This is a genomic window from Caballeronia arationis, assembly GCF_001544975.2.
Taxonomy (GTDB): domain Bacteria; phylum Pseudomonadota; class Gammaproteobacteria; order Burkholderiales; family Burkholderiaceae; genus Caballeronia; species Caballeronia arationis.
In genome coordinates this window covers 119,525-137,407 of record NZ_FCOG02000004.1, presented here as the reverse complement: position 1 = coordinate 137,407, position 17,883 = coordinate 119,525, and the positions used below count along the sequence as shown (strand labels likewise).

The 17,883-nt window shown below is 64.2% G+C and carries 13 protein-coding genes and 1 pseudogene; 4 read left to right on the top strand and 10 right to left on the bottom strand.

Features of this window, described 5'->3' with window-relative positions; translation table 11 throughout:
- Nucleotide 1: 1 nt before the first annotated feature.
- Both AWB81_RS03930 and AWB81_RS03925 read right to left on the bottom strand, forming a co-directional pair.
- Nucleotides 2-1,354: a peptidylprolyl isomerase gene (locus tag AWB81_RS03930; protein ID WP_235025708.1), complete on the bottom strand. Its 1,353-nt coding sequence runs from the start codon at nucleotides 1,352-1,354 to the stop codon at nucleotides 2-4.
- A 113-nt stretch (nucleotides 1,355-1,467) separates the two neighbouring features.
- A complete protein-coding gene (locus AWB81_RS03925; protein ID WP_062632591.1) occupies nucleotides 1,468-3,837 on the bottom strand; it encodes an LPS-assembly protein LptD in 2,370 nt (789 codons plus the stop codon).
- Between the two features lie 259 nt (nucleotides 3,838-4,096).
- Here AWB81_RS03925 and AWB81_RS03920 point away from each other — a divergent pair, with 259 nt between their 5' ends.
- From AWB81_RS03920 to purB, 3 genes are all read left to right on the top strand, one after another.
- Entirely contained in the window at nucleotides 4,097-5,122 is a 1,026-nt protein-coding gene (locus tag AWB81_RS03920; protein ID WP_062632590.1) for an aminoglycoside phosphotransferase family protein, read from the top strand.
- Nucleotides 5,123-5,131: 9 nt separating this feature from the next.
- On the top strand, nucleotides 5,132-5,857 hold the full coding sequence (murU, locus tag AWB81_RS03915; protein ID WP_062632589.1) for an N-acetylmuramate alpha-1-phosphate uridylyltransferase MurU: 726 nt from the start codon (nucleotides 5,132-5,134) through the stop codon (nucleotides 5,855-5,857).
- A 100-nt stretch (nucleotides 5,858-5,957) separates the two neighbouring features.
- Nucleotides 5,958-7,346, top strand: a complete 1,389-nt coding sequence (gene purB / locus AWB81_RS03910) for an adenylosuccinate lyase (protein ID WP_062632588.1) — start codon at nucleotides 5,958-5,960, stop codon at nucleotides 7,344-7,346.
- Between the two features lie 69 nt (nucleotides 7,347-7,415).
- On the opposite strand, the gene AWB81_RS03905 is transcribed toward purB, so the two are convergent.
- From AWB81_RS03905 to edd, 4 genes are all read right to left on the bottom strand, one after another.
- Nucleotides 7,416-7,910, bottom strand: coding sequence for a gluconokinase (locus tag AWB81_RS03905; RefSeq protein WP_062632587.1), 495 nt, complete (start codon nucleotides 7,908-7,910; stop codon nucleotides 7,416-7,418).
- Nucleotides 7,911-7,970: 60 nt separating this feature from the next.
- Nucleotides 7,971-9,332, bottom strand: coding sequence for a GntP family permease (locus AWB81_RS03900; protein WP_062632586.1), 1,362 nt, complete (start codon nucleotides 9,330-9,332; stop codon nucleotides 7,971-7,973).
- A gap of 255 nt (nucleotides 9,333-9,587) precedes the next feature.
- A complete protein-coding gene (gene eda, locus AWB81_RS03895; protein ID WP_062632585.1) occupies nucleotides 9,588-10,220 on the bottom strand; it encodes a bifunctional 4-hydroxy-2-oxoglutarate aldolase/2-dehydro-3-deoxy-phosphogluconate aldolase in 633 nt (210 codons plus the stop codon).
- Nucleotides 10,221-10,295: 75 nt separating this feature from the next.
- The gene (edd, locus tag AWB81_RS03890; protein WP_062632584.1) at nucleotides 10,296-12,194 is read right to left on the bottom strand and encodes a phosphogluconate dehydratase; all 1,899 of its coding nucleotides are present in this window, start codon (nucleotides 12,192-12,194) and stop codon (nucleotides 10,296-10,298) included.
- Nucleotides 12,195-12,497: 303 nt separating this feature from the next.
- On the opposite strand from edd, the gene AWB81_RS03885 reads away from it, so the two are divergent.
- Nucleotides 12,498-13,337 (top strand): MurR/RpiR family transcriptional regulator, encoded by an 840-nt coding sequence (locus AWB81_RS03885; protein ID WP_062632583.1) that lies wholly within the window; start codon nucleotides 12,498-12,500, stop codon nucleotides 13,335-13,337.
- 244 nt (nucleotides 13,338-13,581) lie between these two features.
- Here the strand turns inward: AWB81_RS03885 and AWB81_RS46770 are convergent.
- From AWB81_RS46770 to holA, 4 genes and pseudogenes are all read right to left on the bottom strand, one after another.
- Nucleotides 13,582-13,818, bottom strand: a pseudogene (locus AWB81_RS46770) (YadA C-terminal domain-containing protein); the annotation flags it as partial.
- A 1,110-nt stretch (nucleotides 13,819-14,928) separates the two neighbouring features.
- On the bottom strand, nucleotides 14,929-15,345 hold the full coding sequence (locus AWB81_RS03875) for a CopD family protein (RefSeq protein ID WP_062632582.1): 417 nt from the start codon (nucleotides 15,343-15,345) through the stop codon (nucleotides 14,929-14,931).
- 15 nt (nucleotides 15,346-15,360) lie between these two features.
- Nucleotides 15,361-16,632 carry a glutamate-5-semialdehyde dehydrogenase gene (locus AWB81_RS03870; RefSeq protein ID WP_062632581.1) on the bottom strand — a complete coding sequence of 424 codons (1,272 nt, stop codon included), beginning with the start codon at nucleotides 16,630-16,632 and terminating at the stop codon, nucleotides 15,361-15,363.
- A gap of 154 nt (nucleotides 16,633-16,786) precedes the next feature.
- Nucleotides 16,787-17,872 carry a DNA polymerase III subunit delta gene (holA, locus tag AWB81_RS03865; RefSeq protein WP_062632580.1) on the bottom strand — a complete coding sequence of 362 codons (1,086 nt, stop codon included), beginning with the start codon at nucleotides 17,870-17,872 and terminating at the stop codon, nucleotides 16,787-16,789.
- Nucleotides 17,873-17,883: the final 11 nt, after the last annotated feature.

The window sequence follows — 17,883 nt, the reverse complement described above, 5'->3', positions numbered from 1 at the left end:
GTTACTGGTCCGCTTGCGCCGCGATGCCCTTGTACTGCACGTAGGCGGTGTCGCGCAGTTCGCGCAGCCAGTCTGAATACGCCTGCTCGGCCTTGCGCTGGCCGATTGCCTGGCGCGCGATGTCGAGCTGCTGCGTGGCCGAGCCTTCGGCGTCGCGGCGGCCGAGCACCTGGATCAGGTGATAGCCGTATTCGCTGCGCACCGGATCGCTGACGTCACCGTCCTTCAGGTTGTTCATCGCGCGCTCGAACTCGGGCACGGTTTCGCCCGGGCTGATCCAGCCGAGATCGCCGCCCTGCGACGCCGAACCGTCCTGCGAATACGTGCGCGCAAAGTTCGCGAAGTCGCCGCCACCGACCACGTCGCGCTTGATGTCGACCAGCTTCTGCCGCGCCGCCGATTCCGACATGCCGTCCGACACGCGCAGGAGAATGTGGCGCACGTGCGTCTGCACGAGCTTCGGCGCGTCGGCTGCGGTGCCCTGCCCCGAGCGGCGCTCGACGAGCTTGATGATTTCGAAGCCGCCGTCGGTGCGGATCAGTTGCGGCACGACCTGGCCCGGACGCAGCGTGGACACCGCCGTCACGACGCCCGCGGGCAGCGAGCCCTGCGTGCGAAAGCCGAGATCTCCGCCCTTGGCGGCGTCGGTGTCCTGCGAATTCTGCTTCGCGAGTTTTGCGAAATCCTCGCCTGACTGCGCTTCCTTCAGCACGGCTTCGGCCTTCGCCTGAACCGCGGCGATGTCGGTCTGCGATGCGTTCGGCGGCAGCTTGAACATGATGTGCTGCAGATGCAGGTCGCTTGACTGCTTCGCGTTCGGGCCGCGCTGGCTCGCGACGTAATTCGCGATTTCCGCGTCCGACACCGTGATCTTGCTGTCGACTTCCTTCTCGCGCAACTTCGAGAGCGTGAGCTCGGTGCGCGCGTCGCGCGTGAACGTGGACCAGGGTACGCCTTGCGCCTCGATGCGCGCGCGGTACACGTCGAGCGTCATCTGGTTCTGCTGCGCGAGGCGTTCGAGCGTGCGGTTCACGGTGGCGTCGTCGACGTTGATGCCGTCTTCCTTGGCCTTCTGCAACTGGATGCGCTCGACCACCATCTGGTCGAGCACCTGACGCTGCAGCTGCGCGGTGGGCGGCAGCGGCGCGTTCTGCTGCTGCAGGCGGCGCGTGATGAGCCCGACGCGGTCTTCGAGTTCGCGTTGCGTGATGACGTCGCTGTTGACGACCGCGACGACCGAGTCGGCGACTTGTACGCTGCCCTTCGACAAGGCCTGCGCGCCGGCGGGGGAACTCAGGATCAGTGCCGCGGCGAAAGCGCCCGCTGCCAGCGTTGTCGATCGAAACATGTTCATGTTTGCCACAAATACTCCATCAAATACGGGTCTTGCCCGCTAGTGTGCTGCTTGCCTTGCGGTGGTTTTTGCCCGCTGTCACTCTTCCGATCGACGACATGGTGTTCGCCCCGTCACTCGTAATTGGTGAAACGCGCGAACGGCGCGGCCGCGGGCGGCGGCGTCTGGTAGCCCTGCACGCTCGAACGGAATGCGTTCACGAGGCCGTTGTCGACGTTCGACAGGCCCTTGAACGTCAACTGGGCAAGCACGCGCGTGCCCGATGCCGACTGGCCGGTGGTTGTGACCCCGTTTGCATAGCGTTGCATGCCGAAGCCGAACTGCCAGCAGTCGGCATCGTACTGGAAGCCGACCAGACCGTCGACGAGCCGATGGCCGGCGAGATCGTAGTTCACCCGGCCGACGCCGTAGAGCCGCTGCGTGATCGGCCACTGCACCGACAACAGGATCTGGTTGATAGGCTCGTTGACCAGCGTGGTCTCGTTCTGACGCGTGTAGCGATAACCGATGTTGACCACCTTGCGGTCGGCGGGACTGAACGCGAAGCCGACGCTCGACCGCACGAGCTGGTTGTTGTCCGCATTATATTGGAACGCTGTTTCCGAAGCGAAACCCGCGCCCAGCTTGATCGCCGCGCCCGCGATCAGATCGGAATGCTTCGCCTGGTCGGGGACCTGGTCCGGCGTGATCGTGACGCGCTGGCTCTGGAAATAATATTGCTGCGCGATCACGAAGCGCGCGCGCTCATCGCCCGTTGCCGGGTTGATGAAGCGCGTCGTGAGACCGACCGTCAGGCGGTTCGCATCGGCGATCCGGTCGTTGCCGACGAACGTGTTCGGCGTGTAGATCTCCGCGAGGCCGAAGTCGGCTTCGGCAGTATCGAAGATCGGCGCGAAATTCTGGTTGCGATACGGCGTGTAGACGTAGTACAGCCGCGGCTCGAGCGTCTGGATATAGTCTTGGCCGAAGATCCGCACCGAACGGTCGAACACGAGGCCCGTATCGAACGAGACAGTCGGAATCGATTCGGTGAAATTCTTCGGCTGGCCGACCGGTGCCGTGCTCGCGACGTGCGACAGGTCATACGACGCAAAGTGCCACTGCACCTTCGGCGTAATGAAGTAGCCCGGCGCATTGACGCTGTAGCTCAGGTACGGATTGAAGACGACGCGCTGGCCGTCGGTCGCGCCGTCCTGCGTGATCGTGAAGCGCGTGTAGTCGGCTTCCGCCCCGTAGTCGAAGCCGCCGACGTTGTACTTGTTGTACAGCACGTTCAACTGCGGTTCGCGCGCATACGGCGGAACGGATGGCTGCAGCGTCTGCCAGCGCTGTTCACGCGCGAGCACCGACCACGGCCCGTTGTTGTACGTCAGCCCGGCTTCCTGCTGATACAGCAACTGCGTGCCGTTCAGGAACTGGTTCGACGCATTCGCCAGGTCTTCCGGGTATTGATCGTCGGAGACCTTGTTGTAGTTGATATAGCCGCCGAAGCCGCCGCCGAAGTTCTGCTGATGCTGCAGGTAGATCGCGTAGCGGTTCGTGTGAGTCTGGCGGTCGTTCGGCAGGAATTCGCCCGTGATCGTGCCCGAGTAGGTCGGCGACAGATAACGATAGGTCGCCGCCGTCTGCACGCCGCGTTGCGTCATCAGGCGCGGCGTCACGGTCAGGTCGCGATTCGGCGCGATGTTGAAGTAATACGGGATCGTCGCTTCGAAGCCGGTCGTCGAACTGAGCGAGAACGTCGGCGGCAGCAGGCCGCTGCGCCGCTCGCCCGTCAGCGGAAACGACAGCCACGGGCTCGCCATGATCGGCACGCCCTGGAAGAAGAGCACGCCGTTATGCGCGATGCCTTCCTGCGAGCCGGTATCGAAATCGAACGACGTGCCCTTGATGTACCACGCCGGGTCGGTCTCGCACGCGCACGCCGTGTAGGTGCCGTGGTCGACGCGCGCCTGTTCGTTGTCGAGCATGTCGACGCGCTCGGCGCTGCCCGATCCGCCCGACAGGTTGAAGCGGTACTTCGGGTTCGTCATATAGCCTTCGTTCGCTTCCACCTTCAGGTGCGCTTCCGGGCCGACAAACGTATTGCCGTTGCTGATGATCCTGACATTGCCGTACGCATCGGCCATGTCGGTGTCCTGGTCGTAGTGCAGCGCGTCCGACTTGATGACCGACACGTTCCTGCGCACTTCCGCCGAACCCTTGGCGGCCATGTCCTCATCGGTGGTGCCGGTGGTCCTGTCGCCGAGCAGGAACGTGGCCGGCTGCTGCCCCGGACGCAGCGGCCGCTCTTCGAGCTGCGGCGCGAGGCGCAGGTTGCCGGCGCCGTCGAGCGGCTGAGGCTCGGCCGCCGCGCCCGCGAGCTGCGCGTGCGCGAGCGCCGGCATGAGACCCGGAGCAGCAAGCAGCGCCGCGACGAGCCGCCGTCTGCGTGGCAAAGCATGACGCTTGGTAATCGATTTAGGAAACTGTCGTGGCGGCATGTATGGGTGGCGGTTCGATGCCGTTATGCGTCCGCGAGCACGCAATGCCTTGAACTCGCACCCGAGTTTGCACGCAAGCCGCGCAGTCGTATCCGACGAACCCGCTGCAAGAACGCTGCAAGCGAAAGCGGTTGTGAACGAAGGATGACACTCGATCGAAAGTGAAGCTGCGCTGCTCGGGCCTTGGCGCCGGGCGAAAACGGATCGCTTAAAAAAGTCGTGGGGTATTATATGGCAAGATGTTTTGCCCTTCGAATTTATGACGCACATTCCCACCGACGTCCGCCTTACACAGCTTTACGCCTGGCTCGAATCGTTCGCCGAACGCTATCGGCTGGATCTTCCGAGCCTCGCGCCGGCGTCGACCGATGCCAGTTTTCGCCGCTATTTCCGCATTGCCGCGGGCGGTGAACACGGAAAAACGCTGATCGCCGTCGACGCCCCGCCACCCGAAAAGTGCCGCGAGTTCGTGCAGGTCGCCGGTTTGCTGGCAGAAGCCGGTGTGCATGTGCCCGCGATCCTCGAAACCGATTTCGATGCCGGCTTCATGCTCGTGACCGATCTCGGCACGACGTCCTATCTCTCCGTGCTCGACGAGAAAAACGCGCGTGGGCTGATGCGCGCCGCGCTCGACGCGCTGATCCGCTTTCAGTCGAGCTCGCGCGAAGGCGTGCTGCCGCCCTTCGACGAGGCGTTCCTGCGCCGCGAGATGGAGCTGATGCCGGAATGGTTCGTCGGCCGGCATCTCGGGCACGAACTCGCCGAAACCGATCGCAAGGTGCTCGACAGTACCTTTACGCTGCTCGTGCAAAGCGCGCTTGCGCAGCCGCAGGTCTTCATGCTGCGCGACTTCATGCCGCGCAACCTGATGGTGAGCGAGCCGAATCCCGGCGTGCTCGACTTTCAGGATGCCGTCTACGGGCCGATTACGTACGATCTGGCGTCGCTGCTGCGTGACGCCTTCATCAGTTGGGACGAGGAGTTCCAGCTCGACTGCATCGCTTATTACTGGGAACGCGCGAAGAAGGCCGGCCTGCCCGTGGACCCTGATTTCGGCGAGTTCTACCGGCAGGTCGAGTGGATGGGCCTACAGCGTCACATCAAGGTGCTGGGCCTCTTCTGCCGCATCAATTACCGCGACGGCAAGCCGGTCTATCTTGCCGATCTGCCGCGTTTCATCGGCTATGCGCGCAAGGTGGCCGAGCGCTACGGCCCGTTGCGTCCGTTCGCGCGTCTCATCGATACGCTCGAGGGCCGCGCTGCCGATGTCGGCTACACGTTCTAAGCGCGCCGCATGACGTCTTCCCTCAAGCTGGCGATGATCTTCGCCGCCGGGCGCGGCGAGCGCATGCGTCCGCTCACCGATACCTGCCCGAAGCCACTGCTCGAAGCCGGCGGCAAGCCGCTGATCGTCTGGCAGATCGAGCGGCTGGCGGCGGCGGGCGTCGAAACCATCGTGATAAATCATGCGTGGCTCGGCGCGCAGATCGAGGCCGCGCTCGGCGACGGTTCGCGCTGGGGCGTGCAACTGCGTTTTTCGGCGGAAACAGAGGCGCTCGAAACGGCAGGCGGAATCGCGCAGGCGCTGCCGCTGATCGAGACGCGCGGCGAACCGGAAGTATTCGTGGCCGTCAGCGGCGACGTCTTCTGCGACTTCGATTACGGTTCGCTCGGCGCCCATGCGTCGAGGCTCGCTTCGTCGGCTCAGCCCGGCATGCACCTCGTGATGGTGCCGAATCCGCCTTTTCACGCCAAGGGCGATTTCGCGCTGAAGGATGGCACGCTGTCGCTCGAAGGCGCGCCGCGCTTCACGTTCGGCAACATCGGTCTTCACGATACCCGCATGTTCCGCGACCTGGCGCCCGGCACCCGGCGCGCACTGACGCCGTACTACCGCGAGACCATCGCAGCGGGACGCGCGAGCGGCGAACTGTACGAAGGCCGCTGGGAGAACGTCGGCACGCCCGCGCAGTTGAGCGCACTCGATCTCGCGCTGCGGGAACGCACGGACAGGCGATAAGCGCAGGCCGCGCCGCCGCCTGCGCCCGGTTTAATCCGGCTCCGATGGTAAAATCCACGGTTATCCCGTCCCAATCCCGCCCCCGAGCGCGGCTGCCACCATGTCCGATACCCGTCCCGATACCCTCTTCGCGCTCACCGCGCTGTCGCCGCTCGATGGCCGCTACGCCGCCAAGACCGAAGCCCTGCGCGAATGGCTCTCCGAAGCCGCGTTCATGCGCCATCGCGTAACCGTCGAAATTCACTGGCTGATCGCACTCTCGCGCGCCGGTTTCGCCGAAGTGCCGCGTTTTTCCGATGCGTCCGAGCAATTCCTGCTGCAACTCGTCGAGCGCTTCACCGCGCACGACGCCGCGCGCATCAAGGACATCGAACGCGTGACGAATCACGACGTGAAGGCGGTCGAATACTGGATGAAGGAATCGGTAAAGGGCCAGCCGGAACTGGAGCGCGCGAGCGAATTCATCCACTTCGCGTGCACGTCGGAGGACATCAACAACACGTCGCACGGGCTGATGCTCGCCGGCGCCCGCGAGCACGTGATCCTGCCCGCGCTGCGCTCGGTGCACGAGCGGCTCGTCAAGCTCGCGCACGAACACGCGGCGCAGCCGATGCTCTCGCGCACCCACGGCCAGCCCGCCAGCCCGACGACGCTCGGCAAGGAAATCGCCAACGTCGCAGCGCGTCTGTCGCGCGCGATCGAGCGCATCGCCGCCGTGCCGCTCCTCGGCAAGATGAATGGCGCGGTCGGCAATTACAACGCGCATCTGTCGGCGTACCCGGAATTCGACTGGGAAGCGTTTTCGAAGGAAGTGGTCGAAGAGCGGCTGAAGCTGACCTTCAACCCGTATACGATCCAGATCGAACCGCACGACTACATGGCCGAACTGTTCGACGCCGTCGCGCGCGCGAACACGATCCTGCTCGACCTCGACCGCGACGTGTGGGGCTACATCTCGGTCGGCTACTTCAAGCAGAAGACGAAGGCGGGCGAAATCGGTTCGTCGACGATGCCGCACAAGGTCAACCCGATCGACTTCGAGAATTCGGAAGGCAATCTGGGCCTAGCGAACGCGACGCTGCGCCATCTCGCCGACAAGCTGCCGATCTCGCGCTGGCAGCGCGACCTCACCGATTCGACCGTGCTGCGCAACATCGGCGTGGCGTTCGGATATTCGCTGCTGTCCTACGATTCGCTGATCCGCGGGCTGGACAAGCTCGAAGTGAACGCGGCGCGCCTGAACGAAGACCTCGACAACACCTGGGAAGTGCTGGCCGAGCCGGTGCAGACGGTGATGCGCCGCTTCGGCATCGAGAATCCGTATGAGCAGCTGAAGGAACTGACGCGCGGCAAGGGCATCACGCGCGAGGGCTTGCAGGCGTTCATCAACGGCCTCGCGATTCCCGACGACGCGAAGAAGCTGCTGCTGGAGATGACGCCGGGTTCGTATATCGGCAAGGCGGTGGAACTGGCGAAGCGCATCAAGTAACGAAAACCGTCGCTACAAAAAAGGGCGTCCCGCGACACGGGACGCCCTTTTTTTATGCCTCGAGCGCCTTCAGCGCTCCTTCACTTCCTTCAGCACCTTGTCGACGATCTGATCCGGCGTCATCGCGATATCGGCTTCGATCGCTTCGTCCGCGCCCGGCGGCTCCAGCGTATCGAGCTGGCTCTGCAACAGCGACGGATCGAAGAAATGACCCTTGCGCTCGCCGAGCCGCTCGCGCAGCAATTCCACCGTGCCGTGCAGATAGACGAAGGTCACGTCGGAATCGCCAGCGCGCAGGATGTCGCGGTATGCGCGCTTGAGCGACGAGCACGTGAACACCGCCGTCTCGCCCGCGCTCTGCTTTTCCTCGATCGCCGCGCGGATCGTCCGAAGCCACGGCCAGCGGTCATCGTCCGTCAGCGGGATGCCCTTGTGCATCTTCTCCTTGTTCGCTTCGCTGTGAAACGCGTCGCCATCGGTGAAGGCGCATTCGAGCCGTTCCGCCAGCAGTTCACCAATCCGCGTCTTGCCGCAACCTGAGACGCCCATCGCGATGAATATCATTGATTTTCTCCTGTCGACCGGAGTTAGCGCTTTACTCCGGTCCTATGCGCCAATCCTTGCTTACAAGACCGCCGCGAGCGCGAAGGTCAGCCCCAAACCCAACAGCGAGATGATCGTCTCGCACAGCGACCAGGTCTTGAACGTCTGGCCCACCGTCATCCCGAAATACTCTTTGATCAGCCAGAAGCCGCCATCGTTCACATGCGAGAAGATCAGCGAGCCTGCGCCCGTCGCGAGCACCAGCAACTCGGGCTTCGTGCCGCCGCCCGCTGCCGCCGCGATCGGCGCGACGATGCCGCACGCGGTCGTCATCGCCACCGTGGCCGAGCCTGTCGCCAGACGAATCAGCGCGGCGACGAACCAGCCGAGCAACAGCGGCGACAGGTTCGCCTGCGAAGCCGACGCGACGATCTGCTGCGAAATTCCGCTTTCGCGCAGGATGTTGCCGAAGCCGCCGCCCGCACCGACGATCAGCGTAATGCCCGCGATCGGCGCGAGACACTCGCCGCAAAACTTCTGGATCTGCTCGCGATTGAAGCCGCGCGCCGCGCCGAAGGTGTAGAAGCTCACGAGCACGGCGATCAGGAGCGCGATGTCCGACTGCCCGACAAAGCGCAACAGGTCGTTCGGCAGCGTCTTCGGCGCGAAGACGAGGTCAGCCCAGCTTCCGACCAGCATCAGGATCACCGGCAGCAGGATCGTGAAAAGCGTGACGCCGAAGCCCGGCAGCTCGCGTTTCTGGCCTTCCGTGTGCTGCTCGACGAACTGCGCCGCGAGCGGATTGTTCTCCGGCAGCTTGATGTACTTGTGGATCACGAGCGCGAAGAGCGGACCCGCGACGATCGCCGTCGGCACGCCGACGATCAGGCCGTAGGCAATCGTCTTGCCGATGTCGGCGTGATACGCCTGCACCGCGAGGAGAGCTGCCGGGTGGGGCGGAATCAGGCCGTGCACGACGGACAGACCCGCGACCATCGGCAGGCCGATCAGCAGGAGCGACTTGCCCGTGCGCTTCGCGACGTTGAACGCGATCGGAATCAGCAGCACGAAGCCGACTTCGAAGAACACGGGCAAGCCGACGATGATCGCGACGAACATCATCGCCCAGTGAATGTTCTTCTCGCCGAACAGGTGGATGAGCGTATTCGCGATGCGCTCCGCGCCGCCCGACTCGGCCATCATCTTGCCGAGCATCGTGCCGAGACCCACCACCACCGCGATGTGGCCGAGCGTGTTGCCGTTGCCGGTTTCGAACGCCTTGACGATCTTGTCCATCGGCATGCCGACGGCGAGCCCTAGCAGCAGCGAAACGATCAGAAGAACGAGGAACGGGTAGACCTTGTAGCGCGTGATCATCAGGATCAGCACTGCGATCGCGATGACCGCGTAGACGAGCAGCATGCTGCCGTGGACGGCTTCCATGAAGCGCCTCCTTTGGTTTTGTTGACGTTATCGCTACGGGTGCGTTTGCCGTCGCTCGTAACAGCGGCGTCCGGCAAGCGCACACGCGGCGCCGAGGAATCCGGATTTTACTTGTTGCCTTCGATTTGCAGCGTCCCGACTACATCAAAACATCGATCCGAAAGCTTCCATGAATACAAAAAAAGCCTCCGTGACGCCGAGGTCGCAGAGGCTTTCGCTGGGTTGCCGGCCGCTCGTGCGCCCGGCAACAGGCGATCAGGCCGGTGCGGCCAGCGCGCTCGCCGCTCGCGCGAGTCGCGTGACCTCCTCCCAGTTCTGCGCGGCGAGCGCCGCTTTCGGCGTCAGCCACGAGCCGCCGACGCACACGACGTTCGGCTGCGCGAGGAAGCTCGTCGCGGTTTCGGCGGTGATGCCGCCTGTCGGACAGAACTTGAGCGTCGGGAACGGACCGTAGAACGCCTGCAGCATCGGAATGCCACCCGCTTGCTGCGCCGGAAAGAACTTGACGATCTCGTAGCCGAGTTCGAGCGCCTGGATAATGTCGCTCGGCGTCATCACGCCCGGCAGAAGCGGCAGGCCGGCATCCTGCGCGGCCTTATGCATGTCCTTCGTGAGTCCCGGCGACACACCGAACTGCGCGCCCGCCTTCTTCGCCTGCGCGCAGTGCTCGGGCTTCGTGATCGTGCCGACGCCGACCACGATGTCGTCCGCGAGCTGGCTCGCGCGCTCGATCGCGCCGATGCCTGCCGCCGTGCGCAGCGTGATTTCGAGGACCTTCACGCCGCCAGCGTGCAACGCGCGCGACACGTGTTCGCCCTGCTCGACCGAATCGAAGGCGAGCACCGGAATCACCGGGCCCAGACGCACGATTTCGCTTACCGTTTTCATGTGATGCAACTCCTGTCTTGTGCGGCGTGTGTTGTTCTGTCCGCGAGTGGTATCCCTCAGGTTCCCGTGTACTGCTCAGTGCGTGGCGTGCGATACGTGTGCCGTCTTCGTCGTCTGATAGGCGGCGCGCGTCTCGTGCGTCTCGCCGACCATCGGACCGAACACCGATGCGCCCAGTTCCGCCGGCAATGCCGCGCTGCGGAAAACGCCAAAGAGCTCGCGGCCGAAACCGACTTCGTTTTCCGCCTGATGGCGCGGTGCCTCGACTTCACGCGCCGCCCATTGCTTCGAATCGATTTCGATGTCGAGCACGCCGGCCTGCGCGTCGATCACGATGGTGTCGCCCGTGCGCACCTTGCCGAGCGGGCCTTGCAGCAACGCTTCCGGCGACACGTGGATCACCGCCGGCACCTTGCCCGACGCGCCCGACATGCGTCCATCGGTGACGAGCGCAACGTGGAAGCCCTGATCCTGCAACACGCCGAGAAGCGGCGTCAATCGATGCAACTCCGGCATTCCGTTCGCACGCGCGCCTTGAAAGCGCACGACCGCGACGAAATCGCGCTTCAGTTCGCCCTTGTCGAACGCTTCCTGCACTTCTTCCTGCGAATGAAAGACGATGGCCGGCGCCTTCACCACGCGATGCTCCGGCGCCACCGCCGAAATCTTGATTACGCCGCGGCCGAGCTTGCCCTGCATCAGGCGCAGGCCGCCATCGGGCGCGAACGGCTCTTCGATGCCGCGCAGCACCTTCGTGTCGTGGCTAGCTTCCGTGCCGTCGACCCACTCCAGCTTGCCCTCGATGAGCTTCGGCTCCTTCGTGTAGTGCGTGAGCCCCGGACCCGCGACGGTCTTGACGTCTTCGTGCAGCAGACCCGCTTCGAGCAGGTTGCGCACGAGGAACGCGACACCGCCCGCCGCGTGGAAATGGTTCACGTCGGCCTTGCCGTTCGGGTAGATCTTCGCGAGCAGCGGCACGCTGGCCGAGAGCTCGTCGAAGTCGTTCCAGTCGATCACGATGCCCGCCGCACGCGCAATCGCGACCAGATGCAGCGTGTGATTGGTCGAGCCGCCGGTCGCCAGCAGCGCGACGATGCCGTTCACGATCGACTTCTCGTCGACGACGTGGCCGATCGGCGTGTAGTCGCCGCGCTCGGCGGTGAGTTCGAGCACGCGCTTCGCAGCCTGAGCGGTGAGCGCATCGCGCAGCGGCGTGTGCGGATGGACGAAAGCCGAACTCGGCAGATGCAGGCCCATCACCTCCATCAGCATCTGGTTGCTGTTCGCCGTGCCGTAGAACGTGCAGGTGCCGTGGCTGTGATACGCCGCCGATTCCGCTTCGAGCAGCGCGCCGCGATCGCACGCGCCGGTCGCGAACTGCTGGCGGACCTTGGCCTTTTCGTCGTTGGTGAGGCCGCTCGTCATCGGGCCGGCCGGGACGAAGATGGTCGGCAGATGGCCGAACTGCAGCGCGCCGATCAGGAGGCCCGGCACGATCTTGTCGCAGATGCCGAGGCACAGTGCCGCATCGAACATGTTGTGCGTGAGCGCGACCGCCGTGCTCATCGCGATCACTTCGCGCGAGAACAGCGACAGTTCCATTCCCGCGTTGCCCTGGGTAATGCCGTCGCACATCGCCGGCACGCCACCCGCGAACTGCGCGATGCCGCCACTTTCGCGCGCAGCTTGCTTGATGATGTCGGGGAAGGACTTGTACGGTGCGTGCGCCGAGAGCATCTCGTTGTATGACGAAACGATGCCGATGTTCGGTTCGCGCACCGACTTGATCGCGATCTTTTCCTGGCCTTCGAGGCCGGCAAAGCCATGCGCGAGATTGGCACACGAAAGCGCGCCACGCGCCGGGAACTGGCCGTGCGCGGCTGCGATGCGCGCCAGATACGCCGCGCGCGTCGGCTTGCTGCGTTCGATCACGCGGTCGGTGACCTTCTTCAATTGCGGATGCGGGGAAACCATCGAAACTCCTTCGCCTCGTTCCGCGTGAACACGCCGCCGAGGTGCTTGGGTTGAATGTCGCGGGGATCGGCAGTTCTGGTTCAATGCGCCACTTTGCCGAGTGACCCGATGTTAGTAGAAAAACTACACGTCTGCAACGGGCTTTTACCGCATTCCGTTAAGCGAACACTTAGACCACCAAAGCTTGCTGCACATACGTATCAGGGAAATCCCTGATCTGCGCAAGACGATTTTATGTAGTATTTGTACATGATGGTTAATCAGCTATAGTCCACGCAATTTCCAGCATAGGCGAGATTCCCGATGTTGCTGTCCCAAGTCGAAGCAATGCGCGAACAATTGCGCCCGTCCGAGCGCAAGCTCGCCGACTACGTTTTGGAAGCGCCGCGCGAAGTGCTCGATCTTGCGATGACCGACTTTGCCGCGCGCGTCGGCGTGAGCCAGCCGACCATCGCGCGCTTTTGCCGGGCGCTCGGCTTTTCCGGCTTTCGCGAATTCAAGATCCGGCTGGCTCAGAGCGTCGCAGGAGATGTGCCCACGGTCTATCGCGACGTGCGAACCGACGAGCCCGTGTCCGGCGTCGCCGCGAAAGTGCTCGACCGGACGATCGGCGCGCTGATCCAGGTGCGCAACGGCTTATCGACGGACAGCGTCGCCGCGGCGATCACGTTGCTCGCCGACGCGCGCCGCATCGAATTCTACGGCGCGGGCGGATCGGGCATTGCCGCGCTCGACGTGCAGCACAAGTTTTTCCGGCTCGGCGTGCCGTCGGTGGCGTATTCCGACCCTCACACGTACACGACTTCGGCGGCGCTGCTCGGCGCGGGGGATGTCGTCGTCGCGATTTCGAACACGGGGCGCACCAAGGATATCCTCGACGCCTGCAAGTCGGCGCTCGCGGGCGGCGCGCGGGTGATCGCGATCACGCACGGTAATTCGCCGCTTGCGCGCATGGCGAGCGTCGGATTGTTTGCCAATGTCGATGAAGACACCGATATTTTTTCGCCGATGACGTCGCGTGTGTCGCATCTCGCGATCGGCGACATTCTGGCGGTGGGCGTCGCGCTCGCGCGCGGGCCGCAACTGGCGGAGAAACTCGCGCAGGCGAAGGACGTGCTGGAGAAACGGCGCGTGGGGAGTTGATGGATGCCTGGCGTGACGAGGTGAGAGCCGCGCTTCGGCCCGGCCGATGTGCGCGCCAATCTGCGAATGACGTGCACAAAACAAAGCGGGCTCTTCCGAAGAAGAGCCCGCTTTGTTTTGAATCGCTTGAGATAGCGCCGATCCGTCCGTCACGGCCGACTCTCGCGAATCGACCGCCGGGCCGGACCGGCCGCCAGAAGCAGCGCACCGGAGTGCGCTGCTGGCTGGCCGTTCGACTATGGGCTTACCACCGGTACGCAGCGCCTGCGCCGACCGTCGTGCCGCTGGAACTCCGGCCAGCACCCACGCGCACCTTCAGGTTTTGCGTGATACGTGCCGTGCCGCCGATGGCCGTTGCCGCATAACCGCGGTACGTGCCGCCGACGATACCGACCGACAACGTCTTGTTCGCGTCGACGTCCGGGATCATCGTCAGCGCCGTGGCTGCCGCGATGCCGCCGTACGACTTGCGAGCGACGTCGCCCAGTCCAGACTGCAACTGGTGGCCATTGCCGTCGTCGGAGGGGACGCCCGCGCGGGCATCGACCTTGGCGAGCGGCTTCACGAGCATCGCAAAGCCTGTGTAGAACTCCTTGACCTTCGACGCGCCCATCGTGACGACCTGCGGCCCGACTTCGGGCAGGATCAGCCGATATGCCGTCTCGTATTCGTCTTCCGTCCTGCCCTTGGCATCGGCCTGGCTCTTCTGCACCTTGACCTTGTCCGGCGCGGTCCCGAGCAGAATGCAGCCGCCGTGGTCCTTGCGAAAAAGAATCACGGGCAGGAGCATCGGCGACACTTCATGCACGAGTCGCTCGACGACGCCCGCCGCGAAGCCGGCCTGCTCCATCGCGATCTGCGCCTGCTTGGGCAACATGAAGCGGCCGGCGGGCAGGCCCGCGATCAGCGCGGCCTCGCTAACCGGCTTGCCGTGATGAGCCGCCATCCAGATGAGGCTCTTCAGCAAGGTGTCGTCGACTTTTCGGGCAGGCGTCAGGGCCTGTTCGTTCAAAGCCGGTTGGGCGGACAAGTCGGCGCCCGGGGCATCGTTTTTCATGAAGTGTTGCTACGCGGTTGTGCACTGATGCCTCGGCTGACGCCCCGGCACGGAGTACGGTTGATGCGTCGATCGAAGCAGTCTTTCCGATTCCTCTGCCACCCGAATCGTTCGCCTCTTCTCCCGATTTTCTTCGCATTCCCATTTGTTCAAGACGACCCGTCGTGTACGGGAAGCGAATTATCCGCAGCGCCTTTCAGGCGACGTATAGGAAGCCTCTTAATCGCAATTAATCAGGTTATCGAAGTAAATTGCTGTGACGAATTTTGCCGACCGGAGACAAAATTTGTCCCTGCGCGTGCGCGGCGAATGCACCGCCGCCTGTCACGGATTTTTGCGTTTGGTCGGCGCGCGAAGCCGGTCGGGCGTCGCGGCCGAAATCGGCTTTAGTGCGGGAGGGGATTGTCCGTGTTTGTTATCGGATGACTATGAGGTTCGTCCGATTTTGGATCGCGTTGCGCGATCCGCCACACATATTGGGAGATGAACGGCGAGCCGCTTCGCCTGCTTTGGCGGCTGCCGTCGACAGATAGCCTAGAAAGGCTTGATGACCACCAGCAGCGTCGCGCCGAGCAGCCCCAGCACCGGCAGTTCGTTGAACATGCGATACCACTTGTCAGAGCGCTTGTTCTCGCCGCGCTGGAAGGTATGCAGCAGCCGGCCGCAATAAGCGTGATAAACGATGAGCAGCGCGACAATCGTCAGCTTCGCGTGCAGCCACCCCTGTCCCTGTCCGATGCCGACCACGAGCCACAGCCACAGGCCGCACGCGAGCGCCGGTATCGCGATGAAGGTCATGAACCGAAACAGCTTTCTTGCCATCAGCAAGAGCCGCGCGGTGGCGGCCGCGTCGTTCTCCATCGCAAGATTCACGAAAATGCGCGGGAGATAAAAAAGCCCCGCAAACCACGAAGCCACCAGCACGATATGCAGCGATTTGATCCAGAGCATCGATACGTGGCCTTCTTATTGGCGCACTTCGCCGTGGCCGAGCACCACGTACTTGAGCGATGTCAGTCCTTCGAGGCCCACCGGTCCGCGCGCGTGGAGCTTGTCGTTCGAGATGCCGATTTCGGCGCCCAGACCGAACTCGAAACCGTCGGCGAAACGGGTCGATGCGTTCACCATCACGCTCGCCGAATCCACTTCGCGCAGGAAGCGCATCGCGCGGTCGTGGTCTTCGGTGAGAATCGCGTCGGTGTGATGCGAGCCGTGTTCGTTGATGTGATCGATGGCTTCGTCGAGCGTCGCGACGACCTTGACCGCCAGCACCGGCGCGAGATATTCGGTGCGCCAGTCTTCCTCTTTCGCATCGACGAGACCGCCGATCTGCGCCGCTTCCAGCACGGCGCGCGCGCCCGGATCGACGCGCAGTTCGACTTCCTTCGCCTGGAACATGCGCGCGAGCGCCGGCAACGCCTCGTTCGCGATGCCGCGCGCGACCAGCAGCGTTTCCATCGTGTTGCAGGTGCCGTAGCGATGCGTCTTCGCGTTTTCGCAGACCGCGAGCGTTTTCACCAGATCGGCGCGGTCGTCGACATAGACGTGGCAGATGCCGTCGAGATGCTTGATCATCGGCACGCGCGATTCTTCCATCAGCCGCGCGATCAGGCTTTTGCCACCGCGCGGCACGATCACGTCGACGTAATCCGTCATCGTGATGAGCTTGCCGACCGCCGCGCGATCCGCCGTTTCGACGACCTGCACGGCGTCCTGCGGCAGGCCGGCGGCCTCCAACCCTTCGCCGATCAGCTTCGCGAGCGCGGTGTTGCATTCGAGCGCCTCGGAGCCGCCGCGCAGGATCGCAGCGTTCCCGGATTTCAGGCACAGCGCGGCGGCGTCGATGGTCACGTTCGGCCGCGACTCGTAGATGATGCCGATCACGCCGAGCGGCACGCGCATCTGGCCCACCTGAATGCCGGTCGGGCGGAATTTGAGGCCGCTGATCTCGCCGATCGGATCGGCCAGCGACGCCACTTGGCGCAGGCCCTCGACCATCGTGTTCAGCGCACGGTCGGAGAGCGTCAGGCGGTCGATGAAAGCGGCGTCGTGGCCCTTGTCGCGCGCGCGGGCGAGATCGCGGGCGTTCGCCTCTTTCAGCGCGGCGCGTTCGCGCTCGATCGCCTTCGCCACCGCTTCGAGCGCCGCGTTGCGCGCGGACGTCGTGGCACGCGCCATCGCGCGGGACGCGGCACGCGCGCGGCGGCCGAGATCGGTCATGTATTCGTCGATGTTCATCGTGGGTCTCTTGCTGCTTCTTGCTGATCCTTGCCGCCGGCCTGCGAGGCGCTCTGCACGCGAGCGCGCCTGGGCGGCGTGCCGATGCGGCGGGACCGAATGCGTCCGCAGAAAACGGGACGCCCAATAACCTGATTCTAAGCCGGTGCGCGTTTCAGCGACGAGGTCGGCCTGGCGCCGGCGCCGGGTTGCCCGAATGCGCGACTGTCATCGCGAGTTCGAACATGCCGTCCCACGGATTCGGCGGCGGCTCGCTGCCGCGCTTTCCGGTGCTGCCGGAAAGGCCTTTCACCTGCCGGTCGAGCTTCGCCGCGAGCGCGAGCGCCTTTTCCAGCGCGCCTTCGGTCACACGGGAAAGCGCCGGTCCGATCAGCCGTTCGCGCGGACCCCAAACGCGGTTTTCGCGCAGGAGCGTAGCGAGCGGCTTGCCCGCCGCGACGCCGCGCTTGATGCGCAAGAGCGTGCGCACTTCCTCGACGAGCGCCCACAGCACCAGCACCGCCGCCTCGCCCTCACCCTTGAGGCCGTCGAGCATGCGCGCGAGACGGCCGACGTCGCCCGTCAGCATTGCCTCGTTGAGCTTGAAGACGTCGTAGCGCGCGACGTTGAGCACGGCGTCGTGGATCTGTTCGAACGTGAGCACGCCCTCGGGATAAAGCAGCCCGAGCTTCTGGATTTCCTGGTGCGCGGCGAGCAGGTTGCCCTCGACCCGCTCCGCGATGAACGTCAGCGCGCGCCGCCCTTCCTCACCGGGCGCGACGCGCTGGCCCTGTTGCGAAAGACGCTGGTTGACCCACATCGGCAACTGGGCTCGCTCGACCGGATCGATCTTCAGCGCGACGCCCGTGCCGGTGATCGCGGTGAACCACGCGGCTTTCTGCGTCGCCGAGTCGAGACGCGGCAGCGTGATCAGCGTGAGGACGTCCGGATTGTCGGCAGAGGCGATGGTCTTGAGCGCTTCCGCGCCTTCCTTGCCGGGTTTGCCGGTGGGAATGCGCAACTCGACCAGCTGACGGTCGCCAAAGAGCGACATCGACTGGCTGGCGCCCAGCAAGCTGCTCCAGTCGAAATAGCGCTCGACCGTGAACACCGAGCGATCGGTGAACCCGCCCGAGCGCGCCGCCGCACGGATGCGGTCGCACGCTTCCTGCGCGAGCAGGTGCTCGTCGCCATAGACGACGTACAGGCCTTTGAGGCCTTTGGCGAGATGCGCGTCGAGCGCGTCGAGTTTGATTTGCATGCGGAGTGCGC